Here is a 22109-nt window from a genome sequence, read left to right on the forward strand (position 1 = left end):
ATAGAAAACAAGTTATGAAGATTGATTGCAACAATCGGTTTATCGACCTTGTTTATACCTAAAATGATGTAAATAAAAAGGATATGACACAGATAAAGATAAAACGAGTGTACGAAGATCCGGAAAGCTCGGACGGTTACAGAGTGTTTGTTGATCGTTTGTGGCCCCGAGGAATGAAAAAGGAAGCTATGCATTATGACCTATGGGCGAAAGACATTACCCCTTCGCCGGAGATACGCCAGTGGTTTCATCAGGATCCCGATGCTAGATGGCATGAGTTTGCCGGGTTGTATCGTAAGGAACTGAACGGTTCGGATGCTGCAAAGGCTTTTGTGGAGAAGATCAGGCAATATCCGGTTGTCACATTGCTTTATGCTTCCAAGAGCCCGGATCATAATCATGCGCTAATCCTGAAAGATTTTTTGGATGAGAAGATGAACTCACAAAGCTAAGATAAAGAACTCAACTCTGAAAGATGAAGAAGTAAGCTTTGCAAGATGAAGAAGTAGACTTCGCGAGATGAAGAACTCAGCTTTGTGAGATGAAGAAGTCACCGCGGTGAGATGAAGAGATCGCCGCGGTGACTTCAAGAAGTGTGTTATTGTTTCATTAAATAGGCTTTGAATGTATCGAAATCTTTGCTTAATTCGATGCTTTGCTTGGTTCCCTGCATGAAGGCTTTGAGCTTGGCAGGTATTTCGATATCCGCTTCCAGGATACGGTCGACAGTATCTTTGAACTTGGCCGGATGGGCGGTTTCCAGGAAGAGCCCGGTTTCATCTGCTTCAAGTGCATCCTGTATCAATGCCTGATAGCCGCAGGCACCGTGCGGGTCGAGCAGATAGCCGTCGTTTTTATATACGTATCTGATTGTATACTCGATATCTTCGTCGGTGAAGCGGTAGCCGTGGATCCACTGGCATATCTCCTCATGTTTATCACCGTAGCCGTCGAACAGATCCATGATACGGGCAAAGTTGCTTGGATCGCCTACATCCATTGCGTTGGCGATGGTGGCAACGGAAGGACGCGGCGTATAAACACCCGTATTCAGATATTCCAGGAATACGTCGTTGCGATTATTGGCTGCGATGAAGTGCTTGACAGGCAATCCCATCCAACTGGCGAAAAGGCCGGCGGTGATATTTCCGAAGTTACCGCTGGGGACGGAGATCACCAGGTTGTCGGCCTTACCTATCTTGTCCAATTGGGCATACGCATTGAAGTAATAGAAAGACTGCGGAAGGAAACGGGCTACGTTGATGGAGTTGGCAGAGGTCAGTTTCATGTGACGGTTCAGTTCTTCGTCCATGAAAGCCGATTTAACCAGCGCCTGGCAATCATCGAAGGTGCCGTCTATTTCCAAAGCGGTAATGTTCTGTCCCAATGTCGTGAACTGGCATTCCTGGATAGGGCTTACTTTTCCTTTCGGGTAAAGCACATATACATGGATGCCCGGTACGCCCAGGAAGCCGTTGGCTACGGCGCTTCCGGTATCTCCCGAAGTGGCAACCAACACATTTACCTGTTTAAGACCTTCTTTTTTGATGAAATATCCCAGCACACGTGCCATGAAACGGCCGCCTACGTCTTTAAATGCCAGTGTAGGGCCGTGGAACAATTCAAGGCTGTATATATTGTCGTTGACATGAACCACTGGGGTGTCGAACGACAACGTGTCTTTTACGATCTCGTCCAATGTTTCCGTATCAATATCTTCACCGAAGAAAGCTTGTGCTACGGTGCAGGCTATTTCGTGGAAAGACTGGTTCTTCATATTGTTGATCGTGCCCTCGTCCAGACGGACAATGTGCTCGGGCATATATAACCCTTTGTCACCGGCAAGGCCTTTTACAACGGCTTCCTCGAGTGTGGCCAGGGGAGCCTTTTTGTTTGTGCTGTAATATTTCATAATAACTCTTTTATAAATTCATCTTTTTCCAATACACCGTATTTGCCGTTGAGGACGCTGAATTCATCGAAGCAGGTCACTGCGTCCGGTTCCTGTCCGGGTTTGTAGATCAGGAAGGGGATCGGTGTATTGGTATGGGTACGGATCGAGCAGGGGGTAGGATGGTCGGGCAGGACGGCGATCGCAACCGGTTCGTCCCATTTCTGCAACTCCTCGTAAATGATACGGATAGCCCGTTTATCCAGATACTCGATTGTTTTTATCTTCAGATCTACGTCACCTTCGTGTCCGGCTTCGTCGCTGGCTTCCACATGAAGGTAAACGAAGTCGTTTGTCTTGAGGGCTTCGAGGGCGGCATAAGCCTTGCCTTCGTAGTTGGTATCGTAAAGCCCGGTAGCACCTTCCACGTTGATGACTTCAAGTCCGGCATATACACCGATACCGCGTATCAGGTCGACCGCCGAGATAACGGAACCTTTCTTTATGCCGTACATTTCGTGCATGGTCTGCATGGCCGGACGGTAGCCGGGCGACCAGGGCCAGATACTGTTGGCCGCGTCTTTCCCTGCCGCTATACGTTTCAGGTTGACCGGGTGATCTTTCAGTATTTCCTGCGACTTTAGGATCAGGTCGTTCAGCAGGTCGGCTGTCTCCTGTGCTTCGGGTACTTCCGGCTTTATCAGCAAAGGACGGAAGGGGTGGAGAGGCACATCGTGAGGCGGTGTGCAATCCAGCCTTTTGTCGCCTCCTTTGATTACCAGCAGGTGACGGTAAGAGACGCCGGTATAGAATTTGATCCGGTCGGATCCCAGTTTCTCGTTGAGATATTGGATCAGTTGATCGGCTTCCTCGGTGGAGATATGTCCGGCCGAATGGTTTTTCAGGATTTCTCCTTCTACGCAGATCAGGTTGCAACGCATCGCCATTTCGCCCGGTTGGAGCGTGACGCCGATGCTTGCAGCTTCCAGTACGCCACGTCCTTCGTATACTTTCGGTAAGTCGTATCCTAATACGGCCATGTTGGCAACTTCGCTGCCCGGATGGAAACCGTCGGCAACTGTTTTCAATTGTCCGGTAACCCCCAGTGCAGCCAGCTTATCCATATAAGGAGTATCTGCATATTGCATAGGGGTTTTACCTCCAAGTGCCTTGATCGGTTCGTCGGCCATGCCGTCTCCCAGAATAATTATACTTTTCATCTTATCGAATGTTTGCAATCGAGATAATATCGGCGAATACTCCTGCTGCCGTTACGTCGGCTCCGGCTCCATATCCTTTTATTATCATGGGATACTCGTGGTATCTTTCGGTAGAGATCATGATGATGTTGTTGCTGCCTTCCAACTCGTAGAACGGGTGGTGGCTGTCAACTTCCTGCAATCCTATTTCGCAAGCACCGTTTTCCATTTTGGCAACGAAGCGGAAACGTTTGTTTTCTGCTTCCAGTTGCTGGCGTTTGCTTTCGAATTCGGTATCTACTTCCTTGATCTTGCACCAGAACTCATCCAACGATCCTTCAAAGAACTTTTCAGGGATGAATAACTTACGCTGAACGTCCTGCTGCTCTACCTTATATCCGGCTTCACGTGCCAGGATTACGAGCTTGCGAAGAACATCCTTTCCGCTCAGGTCGATGCGGGGATCGGGTTCGGAATATCCTTCCTCTTTAGCCATCAGGATAGCTTTGCTGAAGGGGATGTCTGCACTCAGTGTATTAAAGATATAGTTCAATGTTCCCGACAGAACAGCTTCCAGTTTCAGGATATGATCGCCACTGTTTCTCAGATCGTTCATCGTATTGATGATAGGAAGTCCGGCACCTACGTTTGTCTCAAACAGGAACTTAACGCCGCGATGGCGGGCTGTTTCCTTCAGTTTGATATAATTGCTGTAGGAAGAAGAGGCGGCTACCTTATTGGCTGCCACTACCGATACGTTATTATTGAGCAGTGTTTCGTATAAGTCGGAAACAGCCGGATTAGCTGTACAATCCACGAACACGGAATTAAAGATATTCATTTTCAGGATCTCTTCCACCAGATGTTCGGGAGAGCTTGCTTCACCGTTCTTTTTTAATTCTTCGATGCAGTTTTCCAGGTTCAGTCCTTCGCGAAGGAAGAGGGCACGCCTGCTATTGGCGATACCGACCACGTTCAGCTTCAGGCCGTTTTGCTCCATCAGCTTGGGTTGCTGGATACGTATCTGTTCCAGTAAGTTCCCACCGACAGTACCTACACCGGCAATGAAGAGGTTGAGTACCTTATATTGTGACAGAAAAAAGGAGTCGTGGATGGAGTTCAACGCCTTACGCAGGTATTTGAGCTTGATAACAAACGAGATATTTGTTTCGGAAGCTCCCTGTGCACAAGCAATCACACTGATACCGGCACTACCCAGCGTACCGAACAGCTTACCAGCAATGCCCGGCGTACGTTTCATGTTTTCACCGACGATCGCTACGGTTGCCAGGTCTTTTTCAGCAACTGTATCGTTCATATCGCCTTGCGCACGTTCCAGGGCAAACTCTTCGTCCAGCACCTGCACAGCCAGATCGGCATCCGCATTACGGACGGCGAAAGTGGTGTTGTTTTCAGAGCTGGCCTGTGATACCATAAATACGCTGATGCCGCTTTTTGCCAATGTCTTGAAGATGCGGTAGTTGACGCCGATCACACCGACCATGCCCAAACCTTGTACGGTGATCAGGCAAGTATCGTTAATAGAAGAGATACCTTTGATAATGGCTTTACCTTCTTCCTTTACTTTCTCTTTCGAGATATAAGTACCCGGAGCGGTCGGGTTAAACGTATTCAGGATACGGATCGGGATATTCTTATGATATACCGGATAGATCGTCGGCGGATAGATCACTTTGGCACCGAAGTTACACAATTCCATTGCTTCGGTAAATGTCAGCCGGTCGATCACGTAAGCAGAACTGATCACGCGCGGGTCGGCAGTCATAAAACCATCCACGTCTGTCCATATTTCCAAGACGTTAGCATCGAGGGCGGTTGCCAGGATAGAGGCGGTATAGTCGGAACCACCGCGTCCGAGGTTCGTCACTTCCCCGTTCTCCGTACTTGACGAGATGAAACCGGGTACCAGCGAAACTTTAGGCAGCGGGTTGAATGTCTCTTTGATCAACTGGTTGGTCTGTTCGAAATCGACGATGTGTTTGTTGAACTGCTTGATCGTCTTGATAAACTTGCGTGAGTCGAACAGTTGCGCATCCTCGATCACGTTTGAAACAATCAGGGAAGAGATACGTTCCCCATAACTTACGATCGTGTCGGAAGTCTTGGCCGACAGGTCGTTGATCAGGTACACACCTTTGAAGATATTTCCCAGTTCATCCAGCAGGCTCATGACCTTTTTCTGCACTTCGATCCGCTGCATCTTGCCAGGTATAACGCCTTCAATCACATCCAGGTGACGTGTTATGATTTCAGAAAACTCTCTTTCGTATCCGACATCCCCTTTGGAAGCCATGACGGAAGTTGCCAACAGCTTGTCGGTTATGCCGCCCAGGGCCGATACGACAACGATTACAGGCTCTTCAATAGCCTCTACTATCTTCTTAACACTCAGAATACTATTCACGGAACCTACGGACGTTCCGCCGAATTTCAATACTTTCATCGGTATGTATTATTTTAATTGACAGCTGACGGTTGACAACTGACAATATATTTGTACTAAATTAATTGATAAAAAGAACCGGAAAGAACCGGCATAAAGGATGCAATACAAATGATTGCAACAATGCAGGACGTGGCCGCTGCGCTTGTTTATTTGTAAATTCTAACCCCCCAAGGGGTCATCAATGCCCATGTATAATATGCTATACCTGCAATCATTCTTTTACTTTTCTAGTTTTCATATCTTATTGCAGGGGCAATATTACACATTATTTTTCAAATGCAAGCATTTTTTCAGTAGAAAGTGATAAAATAGTGGAAACTTGACAGGAAAAGGGGGCAGATTATAGTCTATTGTATAAATTTATTATTGAACCGACCAGCACGGAAGTCAGTAATGATGTTATCAAGTACAATTAATAATTCAGGAAGATCTGTTTTTAATATTCTGAAGAATTCTTCCGGATCAACCATTGCATATTCATGTGAAATGACATTGCGCAAACCAAATATTGCCCGCCATGGTATTTGGGGATAATAGGGCGTTAATAGTTGACCTTGAGTGATATCTTCTATTTGTTTCAACATTTCTCCTGTAACTTGAACTCTTAATACTGTAGCATCAAATAAATCCATGTTGTCTGGTGAGCATAAAAAGTCGTGATGACTCGTAATATGTGATGTACGGTCAACAGCTTGCCGGGCTTTCATTGTGAGAAATTCCAAGCGTTGCAATATGCTCATTTCAGACATAGATCGCATCTCGTTCTACATTTTGACGAAAAGCAGGGAACTGATTTTCGTGTAAGGTTATTAAATCTACTTTTCTTCTAAAGAGTTTTTCGAGTTCTTCTCGAATATCGAAACGTGTAAAATAACTCGGCGTTTTCATCTTGATTACCACATCGATGTCACTTCGGTCGTCTTGTTCGCCACGGGCACAACTACCGAACAGGCCGAGACGTTCGATCCCGTATTTCTCTGCAAAAGCGGCTTTATAGTCGCGTAGTTTGTTGAGGATTTCCTGAGTTGTTTCCATTTAGACAATCTATTTGCTTTTATGGAAACAAAGATATGATTTAGTTTGGATAAAAGCAAGATAAGTCATTTGGTTTTTCTAACCCTGCGAAGCCAGAACACCGGAAGGATACAAAGCAAGGTGACTATGAACGCAATGTAGAAATCATCGTTGATGCCGCCTATGTATGCTTCCAGTTCAAGCCGTTTGATGATTAACTGTTCGGCCAGCGATTGTGCCGTATGGCCGGTTGCCCCGGCGGTCTGTTGGGCGAAAGAACTTAAGCGGTCGATGGTCTGTTGGTAGGCTTCGCCCGTATAATTCAATGCTTCGCTATAACGTTGCGTGTGATAGCTGGTGCGCTGTGTAAGCATATGGCTGAAGATCGCTACCCCGAAACTGCCACCCATCTGGCGGACGATGTTGGTAATACTCGAAGCCTGCGCCATCTTGTCGACACCGATACGAGCCAGCGATAAAGTCAGTAGCGGCGTGAAAAGTATCCCCATTCCCACACCACGCAGGTAAAGGCTCATCATGATATACCTCTTTTCCGTGAGAAAAGAGAGGAAGAAGTTAAGATAGAAACTGAGCGACATCAGGAGCAATCCGGCCGCTATCAATATCTTCGGATTGATTTTCTGCCCTAAAGCACCCGCGGTGGGAGAGCAGAAACCCTGGATAATCCCTACCGGAATAAAGAACATACCGGCCTGGAACGCCGAATACCCCAGATTGTTTTGCAGGTAAAGCGGTATCAGGAACGTACTGCCGAACATCCCTATCCCGAATATGAACATCATCAGGTTGGATAACGCGAAGTTACGGTCTTTGAATATCCTGAGGTCGATCAGCGGATGTTTCACCGTCAGCTCGAAATAGATAAAAAGGATGAACACGACGGCCGATATCCACATCGAACCCAGTACCACCGGACTGTTCCACCCCTGTGTGTTGGTCGACGAATTTACTTCCGACAAACCATACATGAACAAAGGAAGAAAGATACCCGAAGTAATGAACCCCGCAATATCGAACGGCTGTACCGTTTCTGCCTTATATTCTTTTTGCAGGATTGCCGTAAAGAACAAGGCCAGCACACCGACCGGAACGTTGACATAGAAGATATAGTTCCAGTTCAGGTTATCCACCAGATAGCCCCCTATCGACGGGCCGAAAGAGACGGAAGCGGCTGAGGCAATCGCCCAGAAACCGAGCGCCATCCCCCGTTGTTCCGGCGGGAAAACATTACTTACTATCGCCATACCGACCGGCATGATAGCCCCGCATCCCAATCCTTCTATCACCCGCCAGAAGATCAGTTCCTCGATCGAGGTGGAGTTGCCGCACATAAACGAGCCGAAGGTAAACACCAGCAGGGAGAGGAAATAAATCTTTTTGTACCCGAAGCGGTCGGAGAGCCAGGCGGCAGCCGGAAGGATACTGGCGATGGCCAGCATATAACCCGTCAACACCCATTCCGCCGTATTGATACTGGCACCGAGCGTCCCCATGATAGCAGGCAGCCCGGTGTTGACAACGGTAGAGTCGAGCACGGCCATGAACGTACCGATCATGATGTTTCCCAGCACCAGCCATTTGTATGCGCTATTATCTGTATTACCGGTCGTACCCATTATTTCTCCTTGATGATCTTAACGGTTGCAGACATTCCCGACACTAACCGGGGCATTGCCACCTTCTCTTTTTTCTTCATCGCCTTCTCGACGGATATCTTCAACGGGATGCGTTGCGCCACTTTGGTGTAATTTCCCGAAGCATTGCTGGGCGGGATAAGCGAAAACTCGGAAGCGGTATTCGTTCCTATATAGAATATCTTTCCCGAGAACATAAGGTCGGGGAAAGCGTCGAGTGTGAAGTCTGCCGGTTGTCCCAGCCGGATATTACGGTATTTAGTCTCTTCCAGATAGACAGCCACCCAGAGATCTTTCCCTTCGTTGATGGTGAAAAGTGTCTGTCCCGGTTGGATGATATCCCCCGGAAGCGACCAGCGTTTGGCGATCACCCCGTCGACCGGCGCGATGACACGGTAATACCCCAGAGAGACACGGGTAGATTCGATGGCTGCATTGGCAGAAGCGATGGCCGCTTCCCCGGCGGCAATCTGCGCTTGTGACACCTTGATCTGGTCTTTGGCAACTTCCACCTTTATGCGCGTACTTTTATATATATCCTCGGTATTCTGGAAAGTCTCCTGCGAAACAGCATCCTTGCCGTACAGTTTCTTGTCGCGTTCAAAATTCACTTCCGCCTGATGGTAACTGATTTCCGCCAGGCTCAGGTTCTTGATAGCCGTGTTGAGGTTTTCCTTATCCAGCTTCAGGTTGGCAATCATTTGTTCCCGTCGTGCAACGGCTTCTTGCAACTTTGCCACGACAGTACTGCTATCCAGTTCGGCCAGTACCCTGCCTGCTTTTACCGTATCGCCTTCCCAGACATACTGTTTCAGCATGGGAGCCATGACCTGCGCAGCGACACTTACCCGGAAGCTGTCGAGATTCGCATCATCCGTTGTTATATATTTGCGGTAGTTCCACCACCACAGGAAAGCAATGACAACTGCGACAACCAGGATGGCGATCAGCCATACCATACCTTTGCCCGATGCTTTTTTAGAGGGACTTACTGTATCCATAGTTTTGACGTATATTTATTGCATAAAACAAATAAGATATGCAAAGGTTCATATTTACCAGCCTGATACAGATCCTATTTTGTATATTTGCAGGGGTGCAGAATAAGTATGGAAAAAGAGATCCTATATCAGAAAATAGCGAAAACAATCGCCTGGCAGATAAAGAACGGCGTGTGGAAAACAGGAGAGAAGCTGCCTTCCCTGCGCACTATCAGCCATGAAAACGGTGTCAGCCTGAATACGGCAATCCAGGCCTATTACGAACTGGAGAAGGACGGGTTCATTATCTCGCGTCCGAAGTCGGGATATGTTGTCAACTATAAACCGCTGCGTCTCTCGGCTCCTGCGACCACACAACCTCCGGTGCAGTTTGCCGGAAAAGAGGATGAAGACCTGATTGCCGAGGTCTATCATTCCATCGAAGATGTATCCATTACCCGCTTTTCCCTCGGGATACCGGAAGATGTACTGTTGCCTATCGCTAAACTCAATAAGGAACTTACCCGTGCGATGTACTCCCTTCCGGGTAACGGCACCCGCTACGAAGACCCGCAAGGCAACATCCGGTTGAGGAAAGACATAGCCCGCTTCACTTATAACTGGAACGGGAACCTGACCGAAGACGACATCGTAACGACAACGGGCGTGACCAACGGCATCTCACTCGCCCTGTCCGTCACGACACAAAGAGGCGACACCATCGCCGTCGAAAGCCCTGTCTATTTCGGCATACTGCAACTGGCTACCAGCATGGGACTCCGTGTGCTGGAACTGCCGACAAACCCTGTTACCGGGATCGACCCCGAGGCATTAAGGAAGGTACTGCCCCAAATAAATGTTTGCCTGCTTATCTGCAACTTTAGTAACCCGATGGGAAGCTGCATGCCTGACGAACATAAAAAAGCGATCGTGCAGATGTTGTCGGAGCGGGATATACCATTGATCGAAGACGACCTCTACGGAGATGTCTTTTTCGGCCAATCGCGCCCCCGCCCGTGCAAGGCTTTCGATGAAGCGGGTGGTGTGCTATGGTGCGGTTCCGTGTCGAAAACGCTGGCACCCGGTTACCGGGTAGGCTGGATTGCCCCCGGTCGGTTCAAAGAAGCCGTTATCCGGCGGAAGCATATCCATCAGATATCCACGCCGACCCTTAACCAGGAAGCCATCGCCAACTTTATGGAAAACGATCGTTACGAGAACCATTTACGCAAACTACGCCATGAGCTGCATGGCAATAGCCTGCGTTTCATACAAGCGATTATGGATTATTTTCCCGATGATACCCGGTGCATCACCCCGCAAGGAGGCTTTATGCTCTGGGTGGAGTTGGACAAAAGGATCGATACCGCGAACCTCTACCGCAGGGCTATGCAGGAGAAAATCAGTATCGCCCCCGGGCGCATGTTCACGTTGCAGGATCAGTTCAGGAACTGTATGCGCCTGAGTTACGGGCAACGTTGGAGCCCCCTTATCGAAGAACGCCTGAAGATGTTGGGAGACATCATCCGGAAATCACTGTAACCGGGCAATGTATTCCTTCACGACTTCGCCGATCACCTTGAGTCCTTTCTCTATCCTCTCTTCGGGCATGTTGGAATAATTGATCCTGAACGTATTCTCCCTGTTCCCGTTCGGGAAAAAAGAGCCGCCGGGTACGAAGGCTATTTTCCTTTCGAGACAGCTCTCCAGTATTTCACGTGCCGGAATACCTTCGGGAAGTTCTATCCAGGTAAATAAACCGCCTTCGGGATGCGTAAACTTTATATTCGCCGGGAAGTAAAGCTCTATGCATCTGAGAGCTACGTCCCTGCGCTTTTTGTAGACCTCCACGATCCGTCCGATATGCTTGTCGATGTCGTACCGTTTCAGATATTCGGCGATGGTCATCTGGGCGATCGTGTTGCATTGCAGGTCTGTGCCCTGCTTGACCAGCACATATTTGCGGATAATATCCTTATCTCCGGCAATCCATCCGATCCGGAAGCCGGGACAGAAAATCTTGGAGAAACTACCTGTACATAAAATATTCCCGTCCGTATCGAAAGACTTGACGGACGGCAGATGCTCCCCTTCAAACCTTAACTCGCCATAGGGATTGTCTTCTATGACCGCGACGCTGTATTTCGACGATACTTCAGCCAGCTTCCTGCGTCTTTCCAGGCTCCATGTTTTTCCTGTGGGGTTCTGGAAAGTGGGGATCACATAGATCAGTTTTATGTTGGGAGTGCTACTTAACACCTCTTCGAGTGCCCCCATATCCATACCTTCTTCGTCCGTCGGGATCTCGATGAAATTACATCCGTAAGCCTTGAAGGCACTGATGGCGGCCAGGTAGGTCGGGCTTTCGCACAAGACGATGTCGCCCTCATCTAAAAAGACTTTTCCTGACAGGTCGAGGCCTTGCTGCGATCCGTGGGTTATGAGGATGTTATCTTTGTCGAAAGCCGTCCCCAAGCGTTCGTTCATCCGGGCGGCGATCCATTCCCTCAGCGGGGGACACCCCTCGGTGGTCGTATATTGAAGCGCTTTGGTACCCGCTTCTCTTAAAACGATCCGGTTTACTTCGTCGATCTCATTTATCGGGAAAAGTTCGGGAGCAGGTAAACCTCCTGCAAACGAAATGACCTCTTCGTGTTCCGTCACCTTCAGTATCTCTCTGATTTCCGATGCTTTTATATAAGACATCCTTTTTGCAAAACCTAACTTCATCATCCTATTAAGTATTGTTGAGTATTAAATTGTTGCAAAGTAAAACAGAAAAAGGGGATGGAAACAGATATAAATTTTAATATATAAACGGGTACAGATCAGTTGGCGTGTACCCGTATGGCTGTCAGGCGGCTTTCTCTTTCTCCATATCTGCCCGGCTCTTACTCTGGGTCACCAGGTAAACGCCGACAAAGACAAGAGCGGCTGACAATACTTTTTGCAGCGAAAAGGTATCTTGTCCGACCATCACCGCAATCAATGACGCAATGATCGGTTGTATGTAGTTGTACATGCTAACCGTTGTAGGGCGGATGCGTTTTAAGGACATCGGTATCAGCAGATAAGGGATGAACGTTGCGCCGATCAGGACGAAGCAGATTGCACCTATCTCTTTCATATCGAATGCCTCCCGGTGAAAGGCAGGTGTTCCGGGTACATGTTGCCAGGTAAAGGGCAATAGCACAAGCGTAGAAAAGAGGAACATCCATTTCATCATCGTTACGGCCGAATAGCGCAAACTTAATGGCTTGGATAATACGAGGTAAATAGAGTAGACGAAGCCGCTAACGATGATCATCAGGTTACCTTCCAGGCTGCTCGCCTGTCCCGTAGCATGGGTGGAAGCAAGGATCAGCGAGATACCTCCGCAACATCCGAGCAATACCCCGAAAGCCTTCATCTTTGTGATCGGCTCTTTCAGGATTATGGCCGCCAGCAACATGACGAAGATAGGAACCCCCGTTGCGATAATGGATGCATCGACAGGCGAAGTACGGTTCAGTCCGACGATAAACAATCCCTGGTTGATCCCGACACCGCAAAGAGCACATATAAAGAGCAAGCCGAGGTCTTTCATCGTCACCTTCTCCCGTTTTATAAAGAGCGAAGTGAGCCAGAATAACAGGCAGGCGGAGCTCATTCGCATGATCGTAAGTGCTTCAGGCTGTACATGGGAGGGCAACAGGTATTTGGAGATGGGCATATTGATGGCGAACAATATGTTTGCGATCAGAATTAATATATGACCCTTTAATTTTTCCGTGTTCATCGTCTTGCTGTTTTAATCCGGTACAAATGTAGCGATAATACTCACATATCCTTCTCTTTTCCCCGCCAGCTTGTCCGGAAAAGCATACCCCTTCTGAAACGGAAGCATGTACCCTCTTTCCGGAAAGGATGCGCCCTTTCTGAAAAAAGCATGTATGCTTTACTATTTCGGTAGGCTGTCATATGAAAATATCGTATCTTTGTATTGCGAACATTATAAAATAGAATGTCTATGAAATCAACCCGTATAATCGAGATCTGTGCCAACTCGGCACAAAGTTGTGTGGAGGCTGAAGCCGGAGGGGCTAAACGTGTGGAACTTTGCGCCGGGATACCGGAAGGTGGAACCACTCCCAGTTATGGCGAAATCAAGACAGCCCAGGCACTGACCTCGTCGATCGATATAAATGTGATTATCCGTCCGCGTGGCGGTGACTTTTTGTACACACCGGCGGAAATAGACGCCATGCTGCTGGATATTGAACTGTGCAAGCAGCTGAAAGTACACGGTGTCGTGTTCGGATGCCTGACCAAAGAGGGCGATATAGACGTTCCTCTGATGCGGAAGCTGATCGACGCGGCGAAACCTTTGTCCGTGACCTGCCATCGTGCCTTTGATGTCTGCCGCGATCCCTTCGCAGCCCTGGAGCAGTTGATAGAGCTGGGTTGCGACCGTATCCTGACATCCGGTCAGCAGTCGGATGCCGTGAAAGGTATTCCCCTGATCGCCGAACTGGTGAAACGTGCCGACGGACGTATCATCATCATGCCGGGCTGTGGCGTACGCGAAAACAACGTTGCGCAGATTGAGGCGGAGACAGGTGCGAAGGAGTTCCATACCTCGGCACGCAGCATCGTATATAGTAAGATGGAATACCGCAACGAGAACGTCCCGATGGGTAGCAGCATCGTCTCGTCCGAGTTCGAGACTGTGGAGACGGACAGGAACAAAGTATCGGCTTACCTGTAATGTGAAATGAAAAACCGGTCGCCCTTTGTAGCCTTATTGTTGCTGTGCACTACCTTTTGTCATGCACAGCAGGACTCTATCGTCCCCTTCGAAAATGCTTACAAACGTACCTATACCATAACGAAGGTGGCGGGGGAGAGGCCGGTTATGGACGGCCGTCTGGATGAAGACTTCTGGACGAAGCAGGGGGAATGGTCTGACCGTTTCGTCCAGATCATCCCTTATGAACGGCAATTCACCAATTCTCCTACCTATGTGAAGCTGTTCTACGATAATAAATATATCTACGTCGGTGTCTATTGCAAGGACATAAGGCCGGAGAAGATGAACCGTTTCATCGGGAACCGCGACGACAACAGCATGGGCGACCTGATCAGTGTGGCGTTCGATACCTACCATGATTACAGGGCGGCGCCCGAATTCAATATCAACCTGGGAGGAAACAAGACCGACCTGGTAGTCACCGACAAACTCAATGTCAACCTGAGCTGGAATGCCGTCTGGGAAGGCAAGACACATATCGACCTGGCCGACTCGAGCTGGACGGCCGAATTGCGTATCCCGTTCAGCCAACTCCGGTATAACCAACTTTCCGACGACGGGATCTGGGGGCTGCATGTCCGCCGCATCATCCGCCGCAACAACGAAGTGCAGAACTGGAGTATGATCCCTCTGAAGAACAACGGACATGTTTTCTCTTTCGGGGAGATGCACGGGATGACGGACTTGCCCAAACCAAGAGGTATCGAGTTCCTTCCTTACGTGATGGGGAAATACCGGAACGAACCGAAGATACCCGGAAGCCCCTACCAGAAAGGGCATAGCTGGGGAGGCAATGTCGGGCTGGACGCCAAATTTGCCTTGTCTGATTTTACGCTCGACTTGACGATCAACCCGGATTACGGCCAGGTGGAGCTCGACCCCTCGGTGATGAACCTGACCGCCTACGAGACTTTTTACGACGAGAAACGTCCTTTCTTCCTCGAAGGGAAACATATCCTGGACTTCGCCAACGGCAGCGATATGATGTTTTATACCCGCCGCATCGGAGCAGCCCCTTCGTATAGCCCCGATGGGATAGACAATATAAACAGCTTTGCCGACAGCAAGGAGAATGTGCCTATCATCGGCGCCCTGAAGCTGACAGGGACGAACCGGCAAGGGGTGACGGTGGGAGTGGTACAAAGCGTAACCGCCCGTTCGTCCGCCAAAGTGACCCGTAACGGCGCGGAAGATGTGGAAGTGGTTGAACCCCTGACGAATTACACGGTTGCCCGTGTGCAGAAAAACTGGAAAGGGAACAGCCTGCTGGGGGGAATGGTTACGTCCGTCAACCGTGCCCTGGATCAGCCTTACCTCGAAGATTTCATGGTACGCAATGCCTTTACCGCCGGGATCGACTTCACACAGTATTTCAAGAACCGGCTTTATTATATCGATATGAAAGGGATGTTCAGCTCCCTTAGTGGCAGCAAAGAAGCGATTGCCCTGCGGCAGATGAGCCCGGTTCATTATTACCAGCGGGCGTCTGCTTCCGATTATCTGGGTGTCGATCCGGATCGCCGTTCCCTGAACGGGACAGGCGGATATGTGAAAGCCGGACGGAAAGGAAACGCGAAATGGGCTTTCTCCGAAACATTCAGTTGGTCGTCTCCCGGCTTCGACCTCAATGATATGGGATATATGAAAGAGGCGGACAACCGGACGAATGAGTCGGAAGTGGCTTATCGCCAGACCAATATCTGGAAGATGTTCCGCTATAATGCTTTCACGCTGACACAGAAAAACCAGTGGGATTACGGAGGCAATCCGTTCAGCAACGACCTGGCTCTCCGCTGGCAGAGCATGACGATGAACCGGTATGAAATGGATATGAAGGAGACGTTCGTATGGAATCGCCTCGACAGCCGTATGCTTCGCGGAGGCCCTGATATGCGTCTCGATCCTTACTTCCAGACTTCCGTCAAAGTCAATACGGATAAGGCCAAACGGGTGATGTTCATGCTTAAATATGAAGGCAATCACAATCTCGACGGCTATAACCGTTTCAATACGCTGATGCCGAGCCTGACTTTCCGTTTGGGCAACCATGTCTATCTGTCGGGGCAGGTGGATTATGCCTGGAACACGGACAATATGCAGTATGTCGGGACGCTGAAGTCGTCGAAAGGCCTGTTTACCCAAAATGACCCGTCCCTGCTTTACCTGATGGGGCATATGGAGCAGAAAACGTATGGGCTGACTATGAAGTTGCAGGTGAATGTGACTCCCGATATCTCCATCCAGTTCTACGGCTCTCCGTTTACCTCTACAGCGAAGTTCAGCGACTTTAAGGAAGCGGCCGATACCCGGTCGCATACGTACGACAAGCGCTTCCATGTCTTTACCCCGGATGAGATCAGCTATGCGGATGGCGTCTATGCGATAAAGAACGGCAACTGGGAGGCTTCGTTTGCGAACCCCGATTTCAGTTTCAATGAGTTTCGTTCCAACCTGGTGGCACGCTGGGAGTATCTGCCGGGTTCCACTCTTTACTTTGTGTGGGAACACCGGATGTCGAACCAGGACAACCGGATGGTAAGCGGCTGGGGGAACAACCTCGACCGGATGTTCGGCCTTCCGGCAACCAATACTTTTATGCTGAAGATGAATTACTGGTTCAATTTATAACCCCATATCTTCTTCCTTATATATATTATCCGTATCTTTACGAAACTAAAAAGACAAATCATGGAAGAAGGACCTAAAAAACTGACCCGTTCGAATAACGGTATGATTGCCGGTGTATGCGCCGGCATAGCGGATTACTTCGATTTAGACCCAACGCTGGTTCGTGTCGGATATATCCTGTTGAGTCTGTTTACGATGTTTTCCGGAGTGATAGCCTATTTTATCCTTTGGTTGGTAATACCTAAAAAGACTTTTTATTAAGAATGAACTTTGAATTATCATCACCATTCAGCCCTACGGGAGACCAGCCGGAAGCAATAGCGGCACTGACCGAGGGCATCGAGAGTGGTGTGCCTTTCCAGACGCTCCTCGGGGTGACAGGTTCCGGAAAGACATTTACTATTGCCAATGTGATCAAGGAGGTGCAACGGCCTACTTTGATACTAAGTCATAATAAAACACTTGCTGCACAGTTGTATAGCGAGTTTAAAGCTTTCTTCCCCAACAATGCGGTAGAATATTTCGTTTCCTACTACGATTATTATCAGCCGGAGGCTTATCTGCCTTCTTCCGATACCTATATCGAGAAGGATTTGCAGATCAATGAAGAGATAGACAAGCTCCGTCTCCGTACCACGGCTTCTTTGTTGTCGGGGAGAAAGGATGTGATCGTGGTGTCTTCCGTCTCCTGTTTGTATGGTATGGCGGATCCGACAGCCTTCGCCGAGAAGGTGACCCATCTGGAAAAAGGGATGCAGATCGACCGCGACAGGTTATTGCGGCGGTTTGTTGATGCACTGTATGTAAACAACAAACTGGAGTTCAATAGCGGCTGCTTCCGTGTGAACGGGGATACGGTCGATATATTCCCGGCTATCGAAACATTCGACGGCGTGGCTTACCGGATAGAATTCTGGGGCGATGAGATCGACCGCCTGTCTTCCTTCGATCCGAAAACGGGGCAGGAGATAGACGAACAGGACGAACTGAATATCTATCCGACCAACTTGTTCGTCACTACCCAGGAACGCATCAACGCTGCTATCGGTCAGATCGACGTCGACCTCGGCACACAGGTGAACTTCCTGAAAGAGATAGGCAAGCATTACGAAGCGAAGCGCTTGTACGAACGTGTCACTTTCGACCTGGAAATGATCCGTGAGCTGGGTCATTGTTCGGGTATCGAGAACTATTCCCGTTACTTCGACGGGCGTGGAGCGGGCGATCGTCCTTACTGCCTGCTCGATTATTTCCCGAAGGATTTCCTGTTGGTGGTCGATGAAAGCCATGTGACGATCCCTCAGATACGTGCTATGTACGGTGGCGACTATTCACGAAAGAAGAACCTGGTGGAATATGGTTTCCGCCTGCCTGCCGCGATGGATAACCGTCCGCTGATGTTCGATGAGTTCGAGTCGCTTACCCCGCTGGCCATTTATGTGAGTGCGACGCCTGCCGATTACGAGTTGGAGAAGAGCGAAGGGATCGTGGTAGACCAGGTGATCCGCCCGACCGGACTTCTCGACCCGATTATCGAAGTGCGCCCGACCCTGAACCAGATCGACGACCTGATGGAAGAGATCACCCAGCGTTCGGCAGTCGACGAGCGTGTGCTGGTGACAACCCTTACCAAACGCATGGCGGAGGAACTGACTTCTTACCTGACCCGTATGGGAATACGTTGTAACTATATCCATAGCGATGTCGATACCCTGGAACGTATCCAGATCATGGATGACTTGCGCAAGGGGCTTTTTGATGTCCTGATCGGCGTCAACCTGCTTCGTGAGGGACTCGACTTGCCGGAAGTTTCGTTGGTCGCTATCCTCGATGCCGACAAAGAGGGCTTCCTTCGTTCGCACCGTTCGCTGACACAGACCGCCGGACGTGCCGCCCGTAACGTGAACGGGAAGGTGATCTTCTACGGCGATAAGATAACCGATAGTATGCGCCTGACGATGGACGAAACGACCCGTCGCCGGGAAAAGCAGCTGGCCTACAACGAACTGCATGGTATCACGCCTAAGCAGGTGATTAAGAATAGTGTCTCTCTGCTGGGAGAAAAGCAGGCTACCGCCGAACCGTATGCTTATATCGAACCGGAACCAAGCTTGGTGGCCGATCCTGTTGTTAAGTATATGAGCCGTCCGCAGCTTGAAAAAGCCATCGAGCGTACGAAGAAACAAATGACCGAAGCAGCCAAAAAGCTCGACTTCCTCGAAGCCGCCCAGTTCAGGGATGAGTTGATCAAATTGGAAGATCAGTTGAAAACAAAAGCGTAGAAAGAAATGATCCTATGAAGACAATCTTATTATTCATCTTTACCTTCTTTTTCTTTTGTGGCCAGGCAGCCGACAAAGTCTATTATACCGAAGCAGACCGGGCTGTCTTTGACCGCTATCTCTCAACCATGCTGACCGACAAATCCTTGCCCACCGGCGAGTTGATGGTTAAGACCGCCCGTTTCTTCCTGGGCGTTCCCTATGTGGCTGCCACGTTGGAGAAGGAGCCGGAAGGACTGGTGATCAACCTGCGGGAAATGGATTGTATGACCCTGGTGGAAAATACGGTTGCCCTGACAAGAACCCTGCAAAGTGCTTCTCCTTCCTTCGATATGTTCTGTAAGACGCTGCAATCCCTTCGCTATCGCAACGGAGAGATCGACGACTATACGAGCCGCCTTCATTATACGACCGACTGGATATTCGAGAACGAACAAAGAGGTTTCCTGAAAGATGTAACCCACGGGATCGGAGGGGTATCCCTTCCGGTATCAGTCTCCTTCATGTCTACCCACCCGGATAGTTACAAACCGTTGAAGGAGAATCCGTCGTTGGTAGCAAAGATCGCTTCGAAAGAAAAGGAGATCAGCGCCCGTCCTTATTATTATATTCCCGAATCGGAAATCGACAAGCTGGCATCCGGCATAAAAGAAGGCGATATCGTCTGCTTTGTCACCACGATAAAAGGCTTGGATATATCGCATGTCGGTGTGATTTGCCGGGTAGGAGAGAAGCTGACCTTCGTCCACGCTTCCACGACACAGAAGAAAGTGATCGTCAATGAGGCACCTTTGCAGGAATATGTCGAAGGCATCAAACGGAACAGCGGGATAATGGTTGTCCGTCCGCAGGCAAATCATTGAAACAATTCGAAGGCGAACTTGATGCCGATATTCTGATATTTCCACCTGTCGAACCCGGCAAAGGCGGCAACGTTGAAGATATGGTTACCGAAACCATATCCGACTTCCGTGTAGCTGGGTAACACCGGTGTCCACAACTGGCTGAAGTAAAATCGTTCGGACAGGATATATTTGGATGTCTTTTTCTTGAACAACTGCGACAGGATAAAAGGACTTTCGTACATCAGATGCCCTTGCACGTACTTGTCGGAGGCATTGAACCAGAAACTTCTCAGTTGGTTGAATACCCCGCCGAACTCATCTCCCCACGATTCCGGGAATTGCCTGCGGGAGAAATAACGGAAGTCCGCAAAGTAAATCGACTTCGGATTCAGGTACACCCCGCCGCTGAGGTGATAATTCAGTTTCCGGGACAATCCCAGCGGGATGCTTTGATGGATGTCGGCTTCTATACGCGCATAGTCACCCGTACTTTTGCCTACTCCGGGGATGGCACGGGCAAACTCTACGGATATGGTCGGATAGTGGGAATAGAGGTACTCCTTCCGGTATCCGTCCATCCAGTAATACTGGCGGGGCGTATAGGATATTCCGATCACAGGGGTAAAATCGTGGTAATTCTCGTTGATCAGTTCTTCCACTCCCTCTCCCGGATCGGGTATTTCACTTTTTTTCTTTACCGGAATGCGGCGGTGGTACGTGACGCCTGCCCACAACTGAAAGCCGTTGAACAACTCTATATTATTTCGTATTTCCGCATAGTAATGTTTAAAATACTCCAGGTTAAGGTCGTCGAAGTTGAAGGATGAATCCTTTAACTGCTCGTTGATATCCTTCATGATGGCGGACGAGTAGCTCTCGTTGCCGTTACCGAAAGAGATGCTGAGTATTCCCTTCTTCTCCGGTTGGTATTCCCAGTCGCCGTTTACGCTGAAAAATATTTCCTTTCTTTTGAATACGAAACCGACATCCGGACGGAAACGGATCTGGCGGTCTTTGTCGAATGTCTTACTGATGCGCAGGCGTTGCCTGTAAGTGATACCGTTGTGTCCCGAATATCCTAACTGGAACGGGTTGAAGATTCCCGAATATTTGAGACGGGTCGTTTTATAATCCATGCTCATCGTATTGGTGAACTTTTCCGTCAGCTTCAGATATTTGGTGATATTTGCGGTGTCTGTCTCCTGCTGGGTTTCCTTGTCGACTATCTCGTACAGCTTGTTTTCTTCCGGGGTCAGCGGAAGGTCGCGTTCCTTATTCCAGAAAGCCGTATCGCGGATAATAGGTACGGTGTCTGAGGATAGTTTATAGTATCCGGTGAGGTCTAACGATCTCCATTTCTTACTTTCGTTATCTTCTTCTACCCATTCGACGGCGTTGTATTTGAAAGATGAGTGATAGCTGGTCGCGATCACGTTCCCCAGCACGTGGTAGCGAAGGAACAGGCTGGCTTTGTCCGGGAGGATGAAGCGGCGGTAGTCCCTGCCGAACGTCATTACCAGGTTGAACTCTGCGAAGTCGAAACGCCCGTTCACATCTATCTTGTCGATGATCCATGATTTATCGCGGATATACAGGTCGCCGCAGACCAGCTTCTGGCTCCACAGCTTAGGCATAAACCTGATTTTATATATCTTCAGTCCGGTAGAGTCGGAGACTTCTTCGAGATTGAAGGAATAAAACTTCGATGCGCTTTTGGTCATGGGGGTGATGATCCCCTCGTTATAGATGGTGGAGGAATATACGTTGAGGTTCAGGAAACCTAATGCTTCCTGCTGCTTTTTGCTGTTTGGGATGCTGTTCCCGTTCACTGCCTGGAAATTATGCAGGAAACTGTTCGGGGCGGTGAACTTGGAGTTGCTTACCATCTCGAAGATCATGTCTTTGTTTTTCCTGTCGACAGGAAAGAGATGGTGGCCGAACCGTAGCAGAAAGTTGTGTTTGAGTATCTCCGTACGTCCTTTGATGTAGATCTCGGCTTCGTACTTGGATAAGATATGCTGGTATTTATCGGCATTTTTAATTACCTCTTTCATAATGGAATCTGCCCGCACGGACGACTCCGTTTTCTCTTTTGAGTCGGGCAATACCCTGCTTCTATAACCACTTTCCGGTTTGGCGAAAGTCGTTACAGTCAATAAAATCAGAGCAAATATCAAAACGTATCTTTTCAACAAATTATCACCCCTTTTGCTACAAACGTAACGAATAAAATTTGAATTAGTAGTAAAAGAAAGTAAAATGTAATTGAAAATACAATTTATCGTATTAAACATTTTACTAATTCAAAAGAAAAGTTGTACATTTGTGCTTCATAAGTATGTTATAAAACAGTCGTGGT

17 protein-coding genes are annotated in these 22109 nt (G+C 48.9%); 7 read left to right on the plus strand and 10 right to left on the minus strand.

Annotated elements, in window-relative coordinates; all coding sequences use genetic code 11:
• The first annotated feature begins 83 nt into the window (after positions 1-83).
• Complete coding sequence (locus HMPREF1536_RS01905) at positions 84-452, plus strand: DUF488 domain-containing protein (protein WP_028730445.1); 369 nt, start codon at positions 84-86, stop codon at positions 450-452.
• Positions 453-598: 146 nt separating this feature from the next.
• Here HMPREF1536_RS01905 and thrC read toward each other — a convergent pair whose 3' ends face one another.
• The 7 genes from thrC to HMPREF1536_RS01940 form a co-directional block, all read right to left on the minus strand.
• Positions 599-1912, minus strand: a complete 1314-nt coding sequence (gene thrC / locus HMPREF1536_RS01910) for a threonine synthase (protein WP_028730446.1) — start codon at positions 1910-1912, stop codon at positions 599-601.
• A complete protein-coding gene (locus tag HMPREF1536_RS01915) occupies positions 1909-3111 on the minus strand; it encodes a cofactor-independent phosphoglycerate mutase (RefSeq protein ID WP_028730447.1) in 1203 nt (400 codons plus the stop codon). The genes thrC and HMPREF1536_RS01915 overlap by 4 nt, the downstream gene beginning before the upstream one ends.
• Before the next feature lies 1 nt (position 3112).
• Complete coding sequence (gene thrA / locus HMPREF1536_RS01920) at positions 3113-5554, minus strand: bifunctional aspartate kinase/homoserine dehydrogenase I (RefSeq protein ID WP_028730448.1); 2442 nt, start codon at positions 5552-5554, stop codon at positions 3113-3115.
• A gap of 350 nt (positions 5555-5904) precedes the next feature.
• Positions 5905-6306 carry a HepT-like ribonuclease domain-containing protein gene (locus HMPREF1536_RS01925; RefSeq protein ID WP_225607999.1) on the minus strand — a complete coding sequence of 134 codons (402 nt, stop codon included), beginning with the start codon at positions 6304-6306 and terminating at the stop codon, positions 5905-5907.
• A complete protein-coding gene (locus HMPREF1536_RS01930; protein ID WP_028730450.1) occupies positions 6299-6592 on the minus strand; it encodes a nucleotidyltransferase family protein in 294 nt (97 codons plus the stop codon). The genes HMPREF1536_RS01925 and HMPREF1536_RS01930 overlap by 8 nt, the downstream gene beginning before the upstream one ends.
• A gap of 65 nt (positions 6593-6657) precedes the next feature.
• Complete coding sequence (locus HMPREF1536_RS01935; protein ID WP_028730451.1) at positions 6658-8208, minus strand: DHA2 family efflux MFS transporter permease subunit; 1551 nt, start codon at positions 8206-8208, stop codon at positions 6658-6660.
• A complete protein-coding gene (locus HMPREF1536_RS01940) occupies positions 8208-9227 on the minus strand; it encodes an HlyD family secretion protein (RefSeq protein ID WP_028730452.1) in 1020 nt (339 codons plus the stop codon). Before HMPREF1536_RS01940 ends, HMPREF1536_RS01935 begins: the two co-directional genes overlap by 1 nt.
• A 108-nt stretch (positions 9228-9335) precedes the next feature.
• Between HMPREF1536_RS01940 and HMPREF1536_RS01945 the strand changes: the two genes are divergently transcribed.
• Complete coding sequence (locus HMPREF1536_RS01945; protein WP_028730453.1) at positions 9336-10748, plus strand: aminotransferase-like domain-containing protein; 1413 nt, start codon at positions 9336-9338, stop codon at positions 10746-10748.
• Here the strand turns inward: HMPREF1536_RS01945 and HMPREF1536_RS01950 are convergent.
• Together HMPREF1536_RS01950 and HMPREF1536_RS01955 are read right to left on the minus strand one after the other, a co-directional pair.
• Entirely contained in the window at positions 10740-11936 is a 1197-nt protein-coding gene (locus HMPREF1536_RS01950) for an aminotransferase-like domain-containing protein (protein WP_028730454.1), read from the minus strand. The genes HMPREF1536_RS01945 and HMPREF1536_RS01950 overlap by 9 nt on opposite strands.
• 124 nt (positions 11937-12060) lie before the next feature.
• Complete coding sequence (locus HMPREF1536_RS01955) at positions 12061-12984, minus strand: DMT family transporter (RefSeq protein WP_028730455.1); 924 nt, start codon at positions 12982-12984, stop codon at positions 12061-12063.
• A gap of 231 nt (positions 12985-13215) precedes the next feature.
• Here HMPREF1536_RS01955 and HMPREF1536_RS01960 point away from each other — a divergent pair, with 231 nt between their 5' ends.
• From HMPREF1536_RS01960 to HMPREF1536_RS01980, 5 genes are read left to right on the plus strand one after another with little or no spacing between them, the layout of a single operon-like run.
• Positions 13216-13953: a copper homeostasis protein CutC gene (locus HMPREF1536_RS01960; RefSeq protein ID WP_028730456.1), complete on the plus strand. Its 738-nt coding sequence runs from the start codon at positions 13216-13218 to the stop codon at positions 13951-13953.
• Positions 13954-13959: 6 nt separating this feature from the next.
• A complete protein-coding gene (locus tag HMPREF1536_RS01965) occupies positions 13960-16623 on the plus strand; it encodes a DUF5916 domain-containing protein (RefSeq protein ID WP_028730457.1) in 2664 nt (887 codons plus the stop codon).
• A gap of 60 nt (positions 16624-16683) precedes the next feature.
• Positions 16684-16884, plus strand: a complete 201-nt coding sequence (locus HMPREF1536_RS01970) for a PspC domain-containing protein (RefSeq protein ID WP_028730458.1) — start codon at positions 16684-16686, stop codon at positions 16882-16884.
• Between the two features lie 2 nt (positions 16885-16886).
• Complete coding sequence (gene uvrB / locus HMPREF1536_RS01975; RefSeq protein ID WP_028730459.1) at positions 16887-18905, plus strand: excinuclease ABC subunit UvrB; 2019 nt, start codon at positions 16887-16889, stop codon at positions 18903-18905.
• Positions 18906-18919: 14 nt separating this feature from the next.
• Positions 18920-19768: an N-acetylmuramoyl-L-alanine amidase-like domain-containing protein gene (locus HMPREF1536_RS01980; protein ID WP_028730460.1), complete on the plus strand. Its 849-nt coding sequence runs from the start codon at positions 18920-18922 to the stop codon at positions 19766-19768.
• Here the strand turns inward: HMPREF1536_RS01980 and HMPREF1536_RS01985 are convergent.
• The gene (locus HMPREF1536_RS01985) at positions 19762-22044 is read right to left on the minus strand and encodes a DUF5686 family protein (protein WP_081693451.1); all 2283 of its coding nucleotides are present in this window, start codon (positions 22042-22044) and stop codon (positions 19762-19764) included. The genes HMPREF1536_RS01980 and HMPREF1536_RS01985 overlap by 7 nt on opposite strands.
• Between the last annotated feature and the right edge of the window lie 65 nt (positions 22045-22109).

The organism is Parabacteroides gordonii MS-1 = DSM 23371, assembly GCF_000969825.1.
In the GTDB taxonomy this organism is placed as follows: domain Bacteria; phylum Bacteroidota; class Bacteroidia; order Bacteroidales; family Tannerellaceae; genus Parabacteroides; species Parabacteroides gordonii.

Coding starts and splice junctions, on each gene's coding strand:
- HMPREF1536_RS01905 (WP_028730445.1), top strand. CDS start 84: ATGACACAGATAAAGATAAAACGAGTGTACGAAGATCCGGAAAGCTCG.
- thrC (WP_028730446.1), bottom strand. CDS start 1,912: ATGAAATATTACAGCACAAACAAAAAGGCTCCCCTGGCCACACTCGAG.
- HMPREF1536_RS01915 (WP_028730447.1), bottom strand. CDS start 3,111: ATGAAAAGTATAATTATTCTGGGAGACGGCATGGCCGACGAACCGATC.
- thrA (WP_028730448.1), bottom strand. CDS start 5,554: ATGAAAGTATTGAAATTCGGCGGAACGTCCGTAGGTTCCGTGAATAGT.
- HMPREF1536_RS01925 (WP_225607999.1), bottom strand. CDS start 6,306: ATGTCTGAAATGAGCATATTGCAACGCTTGGAATTTCTCACAATGAAA.
- HMPREF1536_RS01930 (WP_028730450.1), bottom strand. CDS start 6,592: ATGGAAACAACTCAGGAAATCCTCAACAAACTACGCGACTATAAAGCC.
- HMPREF1536_RS01935 (WP_028730451.1), bottom strand. CDS start 8,208: ATGGGTACGACCGGTAATACAGATAATAGCGCATACAAATGGCTGGTG.
- HMPREF1536_RS01940 (WP_028730452.1), bottom strand. CDS start 9,227: ATGGATACAGTAAGTCCCTCTAAAAAAGCATCGGGCAAAGGTATGGTA.
- HMPREF1536_RS01945 (WP_028730453.1), top strand. CDS start 9,336: ATGGAAAAAGAGATCCTATATCAGAAAATAGCGAAAACAATCGCCTGG.
- HMPREF1536_RS01950 (WP_028730454.1), bottom strand. CDS start 11,936: ATGAAGTTAGGTTTTGCAAAAAGGATGTCTTATATAAAAGCATCGGAA.
- HMPREF1536_RS01955 (WP_028730455.1), bottom strand. CDS start 12,984: ATGAACACGGAAAAATTAAAGGGTCATATATTAATTCTGATCGCAAAC.
- HMPREF1536_RS01960 (WP_028730456.1), top strand. CDS start 13,216: ATGAAATCAACCCGTATAATCGAGATCTGTGCCAACTCGGCACAAAGT.
- HMPREF1536_RS01965 (WP_028730457.1), top strand. CDS start 13,960: ATGAAAAACCGGTCGCCCTTTGTAGCCTTATTGTTGCTGTGCACTACC.
- HMPREF1536_RS01970 (WP_028730458.1), top strand. CDS start 16,684: ATGGAAGAAGGACCTAAAAAACTGACCCGTTCGAATAACGGTATGATT.
- uvrB (WP_028730459.1), top strand. CDS start 16,887: ATGAACTTTGAATTATCATCACCATTCAGCCCTACGGGAGACCAGCCG.
- HMPREF1536_RS01980 (WP_028730460.1), top strand. CDS start 18,920: ATGAAGACAATCTTATTATTCATCTTTACCTTCTTTTTCTTTTGTGGC.
- HMPREF1536_RS01985 (WP_081693451.1), bottom strand. CDS start 22,044: ATGTTTAATACGATAAATTGTATTTTCAATTACATTTTACTTTCTTTT.